The organism is Streptomyces sp. NPDC054796, from assembly GCF_053611545.1.
In genome coordinates, this window is sequence record NZ_JBSHAO010000054.1 from 1 (window position 1) to 13,072 (window position 13,072).

Genomic DNA, 13,072 nt, shown 5'->3' on the forward strand with positions numbered 1-13,072 from the left:
TTCGACCTCGGCCGCGACCTGGATCGCCGCCTCCAGCGCGGTGACCGCCTCCTCCGGCCGCCGGGCGGTGGCCAGCGACCGTGCGTACCGGGCGGTGAAGACACCACTGTTGCGGCGGGACTCGGAGCCTTGGACCTGGTCCCACAAGCGCACCGCCTCGGCTCCCAGGCCGAGGCGGGTGTAGCAGGTGGCGCGCTGGATCTCCAGGTACAAGGGAGTATGGGGGGGCGTTGCCCCAGCCGTAGGGGTCGTCCATCTGGTCGATCAGTGGAGGCGCGCTGTCGAGGGCGTGGTCGACGGCCGCGCGGTCGCCGAGCAAGGCGTGCCCGTGCGCGGCCTGCTGGAGGGCCTGGACGCGGACCTTGACGCACAGGCCGTTTCCTTCCAGGGCCGCAGTGGCCATCTCCACCGTGGTGGGGCCGTCTCCGATGTCCGTGTCCAGCATCGCGCGGTTGGCCAGTGCGTGGGCGACCAGTTGGGCATCGTGGGCGCGGTGGGAGAGTTCCAGCGTGCGGACGCTCCAGGCGACGGCCCGACTCATCTGTCCGGCATCCTGGCAGAGCCAGGTGGCCAGCCCGGACCAAGCCGCGGCTGTCTGCCACAACTCCCGGCGCACCGAGCCGGTGGCCCGGCCTGCCACGTGTTCCAGCACTTTGAACTGCGCTGTGACAGTGGCGCGGTGCCGCGGGCCCTGCACGGCGTCCTCTCTCCAGTGCCCGTCCGGACGGTCGCGGAAGTAGTCGACGGCCTCGGGCGGCACGGGCGAGTTGGGGCTCACTGGCAGTGCGGAGAGCGCGAGGCCGCCACTGTCGGTCAGGAAGGTACGCCGGTCGATCGCCATGCCCACGTCCACTTCGAGATCGGCCAGGACCGCGTCGATCGGGTCCGTGACACGCCCGTCAGCTCATCGGAGGACATTCCGAGAGCCCCCGCGATGAACGGTAACCAGTCGACAGGGCGGCGCCCACCGTGCTCGTAGCGTTTGATCTCGGTGCGGGCGCCCGTGGGCTGCGGCGTCGGCAGGGAGTGGGCGCCGTCCGTCGCGAGGACGGCCGGACGGGAGGGTCTGGACGGTTGGACCGGAAGCATGGCCGGTCGGCCGAGGCGGAGCCGGGAAGCGCGGGGCTAGCGTCCTTCTCGGCAGGTGACCTCACGGAACCCCGCAGACCCAGACCCCCACAGAACCCCCACGGAGAGGAAGGCCCGATGGACCAGCGCATGTCCGACCGCAGCGCCGGCGCGACCACCGAGTTCGAGAGGGACGTCTTCACGCTGTTGCTGGAGACCGTACGCACGGCGACCAAGCAGGAACGCGACGACATCGGTACGGAGAGCCTGCTGAGCGCGCTCGTGGCGGGCGACTCCGCCGCGGGTTCCGCGATCGCCCCCGGAATGAAGGCCGCGGGCACCCTCGGCGGTTCGATCGGGGTCCGGGGGACATCCGTGTGGATCAGCGACGACGCGGGTGACGGCACGGCGGGAAGCCCGGACGACGAGCGGGAGGTCGACGCGTTCTGGCGGGAGGTCCTGCACGAGGAGGCCAAGAGGCTGCGCTGGAAGAACCGGAAGAAGGCGGAAGACGAGCGCGGCAGCCTTGCACTCCCCCCGATGACCGGCGCGTTGCGGGCCTGTCTGCGCAAGGCGCTGGAAGCCGCGCGGGAGGAGGGCACCATCTCCGTGCGCGTCCGCCATGTGGCGCGCGCACTGGTCGAGCTGCCCGACACCCGGGCCCGCGAGGCGTTGGTGGTGGAGAAGCTGGACGTCGCGGCTGCCACGGCCGCGCTCGACGCGTTGCGCGGGAGCGACGAAACGCCCGAGCCCGGCCCGGTGCTGGTGCTGCGCAAGGCGGGGACCTTCGGGAAGAGCGGCAATCCGCTGGCCCGGAAGTTCTTCGCCTGGATATTCGGGGGCGGCGCCGGGTTCGGCTCCGCGGTCGTGGGCGTGGTGGGCACGGAGGCGCGACGCGCCGCGGTGCGGCGCGGGGGGCCGGAGCAGGAGCCCGTCGACATACTGCTGGGCATCCTGGGGCTGGACCGGGCGCTGGCGGTCGCGGGGCGTGAGCTGCCCGAGAAGCTGACGGGCGCGAACCAGGGGGCGGAACTCCTGCGCCGGTACGGCGTACGGCAGGATGCTGTCGCCCGGGTGCTGCTGCCCACCACCGGGGTCGCGGCGGGAGAGCCCCCGGAGATCGGCAGCAGTGCCGACTTCGAACGCAGGCTCCTGCACGTCACAGAGTTCACCGCCTCCGCTCAGGACTCGCCGACGGTCGGCACGACCCACCTGCTGGCCGCGCTGCTCGACGAGACCGGGACGGACGCGGAGTCCGCGGCGGAGATCGAGCGCGTGCTGACCGAGGCGGGCGCCGACGTCGCCGGGCTGCGGGCCGAGCCGGAGCTGCGGGTTCCGGGAGGCGCTGCCCGAAGTGCCTGACGCTGATGTCGCGGCGGTTCGCCGACGCGTACGACAAGAGCGCCTGAGCATCGGTGCAGAACGGCACCCGCGCGAAGCCACACGGAGGAAGAAGCCATGAGCCCGGCAGTGCGACCGCGACTGCGGCCGCAACCGCAATCGCGCCCCTGGAAGCGGGCGTGGAGGCGGGTGCGCGGCGAGACCGTCGCGATCCGGGAGGCGGTGCGCGGCACGCCCCGGCGGACGGTCGTCACCGAGTCCGTACTCGCCGGACTGGTCCTGCTGTGCTCGCTCGTGCCGGTTCCACTGACCCCGGCGCCCCACCCGGTGACGGCGACCCTCCTGGGAGTGTGGACGGCGCTGCTCGTGCCCGCGCGGCGGATGTACCCCGCCCTCACGGTGCTGGGCTGCGTGCCGGTGGCCGCCGGGGACAACGTGTGGGCGGCCGCGGTGGTGCCGTACGTCGTGTGGTCAGCCGTGCGCCGCATCGTCCCCGCACGGCGTGCCTGGGCGGTGGTCGGGGCGAGCAGCGTCGGCGTCGTGCTCGTGCTGTTCGCGGGCCAGTCCCTCGCCGGGCCACCGACGAAGACGCCCTACCTGGTCGGCGGCCTCGGCCTGGGCGCGCTGTTCATCCTGCTGCCCGCGCTGTCCGGCCTGATGCTGGCGCGTCGCCGCCCGCTGACGCGGCTGCTGCGGGAACGCAACGCCTACCTCGAACACGCCCGCTTCCTCACCGACGAGGCGGCCCGCATGGAGGAACGGGCGCGCATAGCCGCCGAGATGCACGATCTGCTCGGCCACCGCATCAGCCTCATCTCGGTGCACGCCGGAGCCCTCCAGCTCGCTGCCGAACGCCAGGCGCCCCCGCTGGCTGCGCAGGCCGGACTTCTGCACACCACCGCCGGAACGGCCATGGAGGAGCTGCGCGGCATCCTCGGCGTCCTCCGTCACCAGTCCGGCGACGACACCGGCGAGCGGGGGACCCGCGAGGATCTGTCGGCCCTGGTCGCGGCTTCCCGCAGCGCGGGGGTCGACGCCGAACTGCGCTGGGAGGCGACCGGGCCGACGGAAGCGGACGCCCGCACCAGGCAGGCCGTCCACCGTGTCACCCGCGAAGGACTCACCAACGCGCTGAAGCACGCGTCCGGCGCGCCCGTGCGTGTGACGTTCCATGACGAAGGGGACACGGTGGTGGTCTCCGTCGTCAACGGCGCCCCGCCGGTGCCCCGTTCGCCCGGGGGCGGGAGCCGCAGCGGACTCGTCGGCCTCCAGGAGAGGATCAGCCTGCTCGGCGGCACCCTCCACGCCGGACCGCGTCCGGAGGGCGGCTTCGCCCTTTCCGCGCGGATACCCGTCCGGCCCGAATCGCCGCCCGTGCCCGCCGCCGCGCCGAGGCCGGTGTCCGACAGGTTCGACGGGTCCAACGCGTTCGACGGGACGGGCTCCCGCCCCCCGCTGCCCACGGATGTCCTCACCTGGCCCCGCCTCCTGGGCGGCGGCTGCGCCGCGCTGCTGGTGCTGCTGCCGACGATCGGCGGCACCATCGCCCTGCTGATCATGGCGGTTCTAGACTGAGCCGATGATCCGAGTCCTGATCGCCGACGACGAGGCGCTGATGCGTGCCGGTATCAGGCTGATCCTGGAGAACGCCGACGAGGTCCGCGTCGTGGCCGAGGCGCAGGACGCCCGTGAGGCCGTCGAAGCCTGCCGTGCCCACCCCGTCGACGTCGCCCTCCTCGACATCCGGATGCCCGGGGACGGCATCAGCGCCCTCGCCGAGATCACCCGGCACTCGTCCCGCACCCGGGTGGTGATGCTGACGGCCTTCGGCGAGGAACAGACCGTCGCCTCAGCGCTGCGCGCCGGGGCCCACGGCTATCTGCTCAAGGACACGGGGCCTCGCGACCTCATCGACGCCGTACGCCGCGCCGCCGCCGGAGAACCCGTCCTCGCCCCGCAGGTCACCCGTCAACTGGTCGAATTCCGGGCCAGGTCGGGGCATGGCAGCGAAGCCGCCGCTCGTCGGATCGCGGACCTGACACCGGCCGAACGCGACGTCCTCCGGCTGCTGGGCACCGGCCTCTCGAACGCCGGGATCGCCGCACAGCTCCACCTCAGCTCCGGCACGGTCAAGGCCCACATCAGCAACATCCTCACCCGCACCGACTGCACCAACCGCGTCCAGGCGGCGGTACTGGCGCAGGAAGCCGGTCTGCTCGACTGACGTCCGGCCGCCTCGCCCCCTACCGCCCGGGATCGGTTCCGTCACATGGACGGCCTCCGCTACAACCTCTCCCTGGTCACGCGGGTCTTGCCCGCGTCAGATCCGCGCACCGCACCTGGGCGCGGAGCACGGAGCACAGGGAGAAGCACAGTGCGCGTCACTGCCGTTCGCCGTACCGTCATGGCCGCCGCCGCGGTCTCGTTCGCGTTTGTCCTCACCGCCTGTGGCGGCAGCGGCGGTGGCGGTGCGGACGAGGGGGCGGACAGCGGCGCCGGGTCCGAGAGACCCGTGGCCAAGGCCCTCAGCGCGAACGCGCTGGAGAAGCGCGTGGTCACCGAGGACGACGTCAAGGACCACGAGATCGACGAGCCGGGCAAGGACGACGTGTTCGACGCCGACACCCTCTCCGTCGACAAGGCCGGGTGCGAACCCGTCGCCCAGGCGCTCTCGGCCCTGCCCACGGGCGAGCCGACGGCGGCCGTCCAGCGGCTCGCCGTCCACAAGTCCGACGCGGCCGGCAAGGGCATGCCTTCGACGGAGGACATGGCGGGCATGACGGAGGAGCAGATCGAGGCGGCGACGATCGACTCGCTCGACATCACCAAGACGCTGACCTCCCTCTGGTCCTACGAGGCCGACGGCGCCGAACAGGCCCTCGCCGCGCTGCGGAAGGCGGGCGAGAAGTGCGCCGGGGGCTTCGTGATGACGACGGACGGGGAGAAGCAGCAGGTCACCAAGGTCACCGGGGAGAAGCTGTCCGTCGGCGAGGACGCCGTCGCCTGGACGGTGGGGACGAAGCAGGACGGCACCGCAGCCGACACCAAGGTCGTCGTCCTCCGGCAGGGCACCACGCTCGCGGGGTTCTCCTCCTTCAACATCGCCTCGGTCTCCCGTGGCGAGGCGTACGAGCAGCCGACGGCCCTCATCGACGCGCAGGCCGCCAAGCTCCGCTGACCCGGGCGAGCAACCGCGAGCACGAGGCGGCGCCTGGCGGTCAGGCCACGGTGCGCAGTTCGTGCGGGGTGTTGTTGAGGCGCCGGGCGCCGTCCTCGGTGACGGTGACGATGTCCTCGATACGGACGCCGAAGCGGCCCGGCAGATAGATGCCCGGCTCGATCGAGAAGCACATGCCGGGCACGAGTTCGCGCTGTTCGCCCTCCACCATGTAGGGCGGTTCGTGCGTGGTCAGGCCGATGCCGTGGCCGGTGCGGTGGATGAAGAACTCGCCGTACCCGGCCTCGGTGATCACCGCGCGGGCCACGCGGTCGATCTCCTGGCAGGCGACGCCGGGCCGTACCGCCTCGAACGCGGCCTGCTGCGCGCGGCGCACCACCTCGTGCACCTCCCGCGCCTCCGGTGCGACGTCCTCTCCGACGTGCACGGTACGGGTGGTGTCCGAGCCGTAGCCGTCCTTGAGGCCGCCGAAGTCGAGGACCACCATGTCGCCGGCGCCCATGACGCGCTCCCCCGCCTCGTGGTGCGGGCTGGCGCCGTTCGGGCCCGAGCCGACGACGGTGAAGTCGACCTGGCTGTGCCCGTACTCGCGCAGCAGCGCGGCCAGGTCGGCCGCGATGTCCGTCTCGCGGCGCCCGGCGAAGGGCACGTCGAGGATGCGGCGGTACGTCTCGTCCGCCGCCGCGCCCGCAGCGGCGAGCCGCTCCAGTTCGTCGGCGCCCTTGACGGCGCGCAGCATGGGCAGCGACTCGCTCAGCGCCGTGAACGCGCTGCCCGGCACCGCCGCCTGGAGCGCCAGCAGGTGCAGGGCCCAGGCGCCGTCGGAGATCCCGTACCTGCCGTGCGGGCGCAGCCGTGGGGCGACGGCGGCGTACGGGTCGCGGCCGTCGGTCCAGTCGGTGATGTGCGCCGCCGCGGCGCCGGGCGCCGCCTCCGCGTCGGGCCGCTCCAGCGCGGGCACGACGAGCAGCGGATCGGTCTCCGGGGTGAGCACCAGCCCCGTGAAGCGTTCGGTGGCCGCGGTGGGCTGGTAGCCGATGAGGTGCACGAGGTCGGGGCCCGGGGTGACGACGAGCCCGTCGAGCCCCTCCCGGCTCGCGGCCTCCACCGCGCGACGCATGCGGTGCGCGAAGTCCTCCAGGGTGAACGGCGTCGGCGGCATGGCGGGCAGCTCCCAGGGCTCAGTAAGGGCGTGATCGACGTCAGTCTGCCGTCACGGGGCTGGAGACACGAGGCAATAGAACGGCGACGTCGGAATAGCGGAATAGGCGCCCCGCGCCCGCCGTTCCCCCACCGATGACCGATTCGTCCCGCGACGCACGTCACGACGCGACCGTACGCGAACGGCTGGCCGCCGAACGCGCGGGCACGTACGCGCAGATCGCGGCGCTGAGCCGGGACTTCGACGCGATCGTCGAGGCGAACGCGCTGGTCGCCGTCGACGACGAGCACGACCCGGAGGGGTCGAGCACCGCCTTCGAGCGGGCCCACGTCGCCGCCATGCTCGGGCAGGCCCGGGAGAAGCTGGAGGCGCTGGACCTCGCGCTCGAAAGGCTGGAGCGCGGCGACTACGGGCGGTGCGAGGGGTGCGGCGAGCCCATCCCCGCCGAACGCCTTGAGGCGCGGCCGACGGCGCGGACCTGCGTGCGCTGCGCCGCAGCGCGCCCCTGACGCCCCGGCCCCGGGAAGCGCGCCCCGCGCGACGTGCGCTTCGCCACATACCGCCCCACATCCCGCGTTCCTCGCGCAGGAAACTCGCCGTACGCGCCCGACGTTCCGTACGGTGCGGGACGACAGAGGGAGGACTCCATGGTCGGGCTGCGCCTGGGACCGCTGCTGCGGTATGTGGACGAGGACACGGCGACGGTGTGGGTCGAGACGGCGGGCCCCTGCGAGGCCGAGGTGCGCTGCGACGGCACGACGGCGGGCGGCAGCGCCCGCACGTGGCACGTGGCGGGACACCACTACGCGCTGGTCACGGTCGTCGGCCTGGAGCCGGGCACCGAGACCCCGTACCGCGTGCTGCTCGACGGCGAAGAGGTCTGGCCCCTGCCGCCGCCCGCCGCCGGGGGCACCGCGTTCCCGCCCAGCACCATCCGTACGCCCGCGCCCGACACCACAGAGCTGACGCTCGCCTTCGGGTCGTGCCGCTGGGCCGCGCGCCCCGCCGACAGCTCGCACGACCCCGTCGGCCCCGACGCGCTCGACGCGCTCGCGCAGCGGGCCATCGCGAGCGGGGGCAGCGCCCGCCCGGACGTACTGGTGCTCCTGGGCGATCAGGTTTACGCGGACGAGACGTCAGAAGCGGTCAGGGAGAAGCTGGCGCGCGGGCGCGATCTGAGCGAGCCGCCCTGGGACCAGGTCGCGGACTACGAGGAGTACACCGAGCTGTACTACGAGTCCTGGCTGGACCCCGAGGTGCGCTGGCTGTTGTCCACCGTGCCCAGTTGCATGATCTTCGACGACCACGACGTGATCGACGACTGGAACACCAGCGAGAGCTGGCAGCGCGACATCCGCGCCACGAGCTGGTGGCACGAACGCATCCTCGGCGGCCTCACCTCCTACTGGGTGCACCAGCACCTGGGCAACCTCTCCCCCGGCGAGCTGGCCGAGGACCCGCTGTTCGCGTCCGTACGGGCCGCGGAGGACGGCGCCGAACCGCTGCGGAAGTTCGCCGAGCACGCCGACGCCGATCCGGCGAACGTGCGCTGGAGCTACCGCCGTGACTTCGGCAGGGTGCGGCTGCTGATGGCGGACACCCGCGCCGCGCGCGTCCTGCCCGAGCGGGAGCGCGCCATGATCGACGCGCGCGAGATGGCGTGGCTGCGGGAGCAGGCCCTCCCGCACGGCTCCGGCGAACCCGGCGGCCCCGGCGAGTACGACCACCTCCTCATCGGCACCTCCCTCCCCTGGCTGCTGCCGCCCGCGATCCACGGCGCCGAGGAGTGGATCACGGCGCTGTGCGGGGGCGCGCGGGGTCCGCGCTGGGCGCGGCTCGGCGAGCGGCTGCGCCGCGCCGCTGACCTTGAGCACTGGGCCGCCTTCCCGCGCTCCTTCGAGGAGCTGACGGACCTGGTCAAGGAGGTCGCGACGGGCCCTGGGGCGCCCGCGACGGTGTGCGTGCTGTCCGGCGACGTACACCACGCGTACATAGCCGAGCCCCGCTTCCCGGACGCGGAAGGGGAACCGGAAGCGGAGCCGGGGGCGGGGACGGAAGCGGAGTCGGGGACGGGGGCAGGACGGAGCGCCCCCGCACGCGTGGTCCAGCTCACCTGCTCGCCGATGCACAACAGCATCCCCGCCTTCATGCGGGCCGGTTTCCGCTTCGGCTGGAGCGGTGCGGGACGCCGCCTGGGCAGGGCGTTCGCGCGGCACGGGCGCGTCCCGCGCCCCTCGCTGAAGTGGCGGCGCACGGGCGGACCGTGGTTCGGCAACCAGCTCATGACGCTGGCGCTGAGCGGCCGGGGCGCGGAACTGGCGCTGGACCAGGCCCGCGCCGGTGACGTGGACGCGGGCACGGCGACGGGCGCGGGCGGCCCCGCGCACCCCGCGCCCAGGCCCGTCACGTCCCGTTCCTGGCTGGAGCGGGTGCACACCCGCGCCCTGGCCTCCCCAGCGCCTTCCCCCACCTCGCTCGCCGAGTGAGCAATCCCACACCGGACGGGGATGTTCCGGAGTAAGGGGTGACGGCGAGGGGCCGAGCGGCATGATGGTGCGCACTTCACCGCCCCGCGCGTCGCAAACGCCCCAGGAGAGAACACGTGGCCCAGCACCACGCCATAGCCGTCGTCGGCGCAGGACCACGCGGAACGAGCCTGGTGGAGCGGCTCTGCGCCTCCGTACCCGAACTCCTCGCGCCCGGCGACCGGCTGACCGTCCACGTCATCGATCCGGACCCGCCGGGCGCGGGCCGTGTGTGGCGTACGGCGCAGTCGGGCGAGCTGCTGATGAACACCGTCGCGTCCCAGGTGACGCTGTTCACCGACGACAGCGTCGAGGCGGAGGGGCCGATACGCCCGGGGCCGAGCCTCTACGAGTGGTACGCGCGGATCGCGCCGGGGCAGCTCGGCCCCGACGACTACCCGACGCGCGCCCTCTACGGCACCTATCTGGAGTGGGTCTTCGCCGAAACACTCCGCACCGCCCCCGAAGCGGTGACCGTACGGACCCACGCGGCGCGGGCGATCCGCCTCACGGAAACGGCACCTACGCCGGAACGGGTACCGGGGCCGAGACCGGAACCAGAAGCGGGAGCGGAACCGATACCGAGACCGATACCGGGACCGGCGGCGTCGGCTCCGCCGGGCGGCGCCGCAGCCCCCGCCCCCGGTACCCAGCGGCTCGACCTCTCCGACGGCACACACCTCTCCGGCCTCTCCGCCGTCCTCCTCGCGCAGGGCCACCTCCCCACGGCCCCGGACGCGCGGGAGCGCCGCCTCGCCGCGTACGCCCGTGCACACGGCCTGACCTATCTCCCGCCCGGCAACCCGGCCGATCTGACCGCCGAGCTGGACGCCCTCGCGCCCGGCGCACCGGTGCTGCTGCGCGGGCTCGGCCTCAACTTCTTCGACCACATGGCTCTGTTGACCCTCGGCCGCGGCGGCCGTTTCACCCCCGCTGACAAGGGCGGCCTCCGCTACCTCCCCTCCGGCCACGAACCCCGCCTCTGCGCGGGCTCGCGGCGCGGCGTCCCGTACCACGCGCGCGGCGACAACGAGAAGGGCGCGCACGGGCGTCACACACCCCTCCTGCTGACGGCCGACGTGATCGAGCGCTTCCGCAAGCGCGCCGACGCGGGCGACCCGCCGGACTTCCTGACGGAGGTGTGGCCCCTTGCCGCGAAGGAGGTCGAGACGGTCTACTACGAGACGCTCCTCGCCGCCGGAGCCCCCGGTTTCCGGCCGCGCTTCCTCGACGTCGCGCACGGGAGCGCCGAGGAGGACACGCTGCTGACGGAGTACGGGATTCCCGGAGCGGCGCGCTGGGACTGGCGGTCCGTCTCCCACCCGCACGCGCGCCGCGACTTCACGGGCCCTGACGACTTCACCCGCTGGCTGCTGGACGCGCTGCGCGAGGATGTCGCCCAGGCGCGGCTCGGCAACGTGAGCGGCCCCGTGAAGGCCGCGCTCGACGTCCTGCGCGACCTGCGCAACGAGCTGCGCCAGATCGTCGACCACGGCGGGCTGGCGGGCACGTCGCGCCGCGCACACCTCGACCGCTGGTACACGCCGCTCAACGCCTTCCTCTCCATCGGCCCGCCCCGCCGCCGCATCGAGGAGATGGCGGCGCTGATCGAGGCGGGCGTGCTGCGGATCCTCGGCCCGGGGATGGAGGTCTCGACGGCAGAACCCGGGGCAGACCGGGAGACGGAAGCGGGGGCCTTCGTGGCGCACTCGCCCGCCGTTCCCGGCTCGCGGGTCGCGGCCACGGCGCTGATCGAGGCCCGGCTGCCCGAGCCCGACCTGCGCCGGACCGCCGATCCGCTGCTGGCCGGTCTGCTGCGCGCGGGCGCGTGCCGCCCGCACCTGGCGGACGGCTACGAGACGGGCGGCCTGGACGTGACGCGGCGCCCGTACCGGCTCGTCGACGCGCGGGGGCGTGCCCATCCGTACCGGTTCGCCGTGGGGGTGCCGACGGAGGGGGTGCACTGGGTGACGGCGGCGGGGGCGCGTCCCGGAGTCAACTCGGTGACGCTGACGGACACCGACGCCGTGGCCCGCGCGGCGCTGCTGTCACTGGGTCATCGGAAGGTGTCCCATGCACAGGTGGTTGAGCTTACAAGTATTGATAGGTAATCCTTAACCTGCGTCGATGGGTTACCTATCGCCCAGTTCTCCATCGATCGGTTTCTTCATCGCCCGGTTGTCCGTCGTTCGGTTCTCCATCGTTCGGTTCTCCGTCCCCAGACCGAAGGAGCCACCTCCATGTCCGCATCCGCGCCGCTGTCCCCAGCAGCCTCAGCGCACTCCTCGCCCGACTCCGCCCGATCCGCCGACCCCGCCCCGGGCCCGCTCGCCCGGTTCGGCGCGACAGCCCAGCCGTACGTCATCGCCGGGTTCCGTGCCGTCGTCGGCGGCCTCTTCGCCTGCCACGGCGCCTCCAAGCTCTTCGGCGTCATGGGCGGTGCGATGGGCTCGCAGGGCGGGACCGTGCCCCAGTTCACCTGGCCAGGCTGGTACGCCGCGGTCATCGAACTCGTCTGCGGCCTGCTCGTCCTGACCGGCCTCGGCACCCGCGCCGCCGCGCTGCTCGCCTCGGGTTCCATGGCCTACGCGTACTTCAAGGTCCACCAGCCCGAGGCACTGTGGCCCATCCAGAACCAGGGTGAACTGGCCGCCGTCTTCTGCTGGGCCTTCTTCCTGCTCATCTTCACGGGGCCCGGCGCCCTCGCCCTCGACGGCCTCTTCTCCCGTACGGGCCGCGCGGAGCGCGCGGCCCGTACGGGGCGCGCGGCGGCCTGACGAACAGACAGCGTGCGGACGGGTGGGGCGCCCACCTCACCCGTCCGCACCTGCGCCCTGCGCCCTGTGACCTGCGCCCGTGCCTGGGCTAGCGGGTGCCCGAGATGAAGGGCGCCGTGAAGCAGGCGACCCGGTCGCCCGCCTGGCCCGCCTCGCCGCGTCCCGTGTGGGTGGCGTGCTCGTGCAGGACGAGGGAACGCGCCTCGCCCTGGCGGAAGTGCCACTTCTGGCTGGCGCTCGCGCGGCCGTTGCCCTTGTCGTCGGTGGTGAGGTCGAGCCAGACCTCGTTGTGCCTGTTCGCGTACGCGGGGTCCGTCGAGGGCTGCTTCGGGTCCTTCCTGTCCTGGTAGTGCGGCCCCGAGGCGTCGGGCGCCGCGCCGCACGGCCGGGTGTGCACATGGACGCCGTAGGTGTGGCCCGGCCTGACGCCGTGCACCTCCGCCTCGATCTCCATGCCCCGCCCGGTCACCTTCTGCGCCACCCTGACGCGCGCCCCTGCCGGAACCAGCGTCGGATCGTGCGTGACCGCGCGGGGCGTCCGCGACCCCTCGGCCTGCGCGAACACGGCGCTCGCGCGCATCCACCGTGCGGACTGACCGCCGAGGCCGTCGCCGACCAGACCGCCGAGGAGGGCCGGGGTGCCGTCCGCGGCCCCGCCGGGACCCGCTGCCGGATTCGGAGGGCCTGCCGGACCCGCCGGGCTCGCCGCGCCGGTCGCGAGCACGGCCGCCAGCACGACCCCGGCCCCCACGCCCGCCGTCTTCACATTCCCCCTCACTCCCGCCTTCGCCTTCGCCCTCGTCTTTGCCATCGCCATCACCATCGCCGAATCCTCCACCGCTGTACGCCGCCCTTCGACGGCCCTCCGCTGCTGTCCGTATCCGGTCGAACGCTGTCGGGTACGTCCGGGTCACGGCCATGTGTATCCCTTCTGCGAATGAGATCGGCGCCACGTGCCGCTAGCGGCTCCCAGGGGGTTACGGGGGCGTACGCTGTACGGCGGTAAACGGAAGTGAAGTCT

The 13,072-nt window shown here is 73.2% G+C and carries 10 protein-coding genes and 1 pseudogene; 8 read left to right on the top strand and 3 right to left on the bottom strand.

Translation table 11 applies throughout. The features are described 5' to 3' along the window. Positions 1-213, bottom strand: a pseudogene (locus ACWGJ2_RS32315) (hypothetical protein); the annotation flags it as partial. Between the two features lie 993 nt (positions 214-1,206). Here ACWGJ2_RS32315 and ACWGJ2_RS32320 point away from each other — a divergent pair. The 4 genes from ACWGJ2_RS32320 to ACWGJ2_RS32335 all read left to right on the top strand — a co-directional run bounded on the left by ACWGJ2_RS32320 (position 1,207) and on the right by ACWGJ2_RS32335 (position 5,587). Then, positions 1,207-2,430 (top strand): Clp protease N-terminal domain-containing protein, encoded by a 1,224-nt coding sequence (locus tag ACWGJ2_RS32320; protein ID WP_453349861.1) that lies wholly within the window; start codon positions 1,207-1,209, stop codon positions 2,428-2,430. A 168-nt stretch (positions 2,431-2,598) separates the two neighbouring features. Then, complete coding sequence (locus tag ACWGJ2_RS32325) at positions 2,599-3,984, top strand: sensor histidine kinase (RefSeq protein WP_453349862.1); 1,386 nt, start codon at positions 2,599-2,601, stop codon at positions 3,982-3,984. Between the two features lie 4 nt (positions 3,985-3,988). After that, positions 3,989-4,633: a response regulator gene (locus tag ACWGJ2_RS32330; RefSeq protein ID WP_453349863.1), complete on the top strand. Its 645-nt coding sequence runs from the start codon at positions 3,989-3,991 to the stop codon at positions 4,631-4,633. A gap of 150 nt (positions 4,634-4,783) precedes the next feature. Then, positions 4,784-5,587 (top strand): hypothetical protein, encoded by an 804-nt coding sequence (locus ACWGJ2_RS32335; protein ID WP_453349864.1) that lies wholly within the window; start codon positions 4,784-4,786, stop codon positions 5,585-5,587. Between the two features lie 40 nt (positions 5,588-5,627). On the opposite strand, the gene ACWGJ2_RS32340 is transcribed toward ACWGJ2_RS32335, so the two are convergent. After that, positions 5,628-6,749 carry a M24 family metallopeptidase gene (locus ACWGJ2_RS32340; RefSeq protein WP_453349865.1) on the bottom strand — a complete coding sequence of 374 codons (1,122 nt, stop codon included), beginning with the start codon at positions 6,747-6,749 and terminating at the stop codon, positions 5,628-5,630. Positions 6,750-6,883: 134 nt separating this feature from the next. Here ACWGJ2_RS32340 and ACWGJ2_RS32345 point away from each other — a divergent pair, with 134 nt between their 5' ends. The 4 genes from ACWGJ2_RS32345 (at position 6,884) to ACWGJ2_RS32360 (ending at position 12,051) form a co-directional block, all read left to right on the top strand. Next, on the top strand, positions 6,884-7,258 hold the full coding sequence (locus ACWGJ2_RS32345) for a TraR/DksA family transcriptional regulator (RefSeq protein ID WP_453349866.1): 375 nt from the start codon (positions 6,884-6,886) through the stop codon (positions 7,256-7,258). Between the two features lie 138 nt (positions 7,259-7,396). Further along, complete coding sequence (locus ACWGJ2_RS32350) at positions 7,397-9,235, top strand: alkaline phosphatase D family protein (protein ID WP_453349867.1); 1,839 nt, start codon at positions 7,397-7,399, stop codon at positions 9,233-9,235. Between the two features lie 116 nt (positions 9,236-9,351). Continuing rightward, positions 9,352-11,385 carry an FAD/NAD(P)-binding protein gene (locus tag ACWGJ2_RS32355; protein ID WP_453349868.1) on the top strand — a complete coding sequence of 678 codons (2,034 nt, stop codon included), beginning with the start codon at positions 9,352-9,354 and terminating at the stop codon, positions 11,383-11,385. Between the two features lie 129 nt (positions 11,386-11,514). Beyond that, complete coding sequence (locus ACWGJ2_RS32360) at positions 11,515-12,051, top strand: DoxX family protein (protein WP_453349869.1); 537 nt, start codon at positions 11,515-11,517, stop codon at positions 12,049-12,051. Between the two features lie 88 nt (positions 12,052-12,139). Here the strand turns inward: ACWGJ2_RS32360 and ACWGJ2_RS32365 are convergent, their stop codons facing one another. After that, the gene (locus ACWGJ2_RS32365) at positions 12,140-12,862 is read right to left on the bottom strand and encodes a superoxide dismutase family protein (RefSeq protein WP_453349870.1); all 723 of its coding nucleotides are present in this window, start codon (positions 12,860-12,862) and stop codon (positions 12,140-12,142) included. Positions 12,863-13,072 lie beyond the last annotated feature (210 nt).

Bases quoted from the DNA above. Each gene is read 5' to 3' on its own strand.
- ACWGJ2_RS32320 (WP_453349861.1), top strand. From the start codon at position 1,207: ATGGACCAGCGCATGTCCGACCGCAGCGCCGGCGCGACCACCGAGTTC.
- ACWGJ2_RS32330 (WP_453349863.1), top strand. From the start codon at position 3,989: ATGATCCGAGTCCTGATCGCCGACGACGAGGCGCTGATGCGTGCCGGT.
- ACWGJ2_RS32340 (WP_453349865.1), bottom strand. From the start codon at position 6,749: ATGCCGCCGACGCCGTTCACCCTGGAGGACTTCGCGCACCGCATGCGT.
- ACWGJ2_RS32345 (WP_453349866.1), top strand. From the start codon at position 6,884: ATGACCGATTCGTCCCGCGACGCACGTCACGACGCGACCGTACGCGAA.
- ACWGJ2_RS32350 (WP_453349867.1), top strand. From the start codon at position 7,397: ATGGTCGGGCTGCGCCTGGGACCGCTGCTGCGGTATGTGGACGAGGAC.
- ACWGJ2_RS32360 (WP_453349869.1), top strand. From the start codon at position 11,515: ATGTCCGCATCCGCGCCGCTGTCCCCAGCAGCCTCAGCGCACTCCTCG.
- ACWGJ2_RS32365 (WP_453349870.1), bottom strand. From the start codon at position 12,862: ATGGCAAAGACGAGGGCGAAGGCGAAGGCGGGAGTGAGGGGGAATGTG.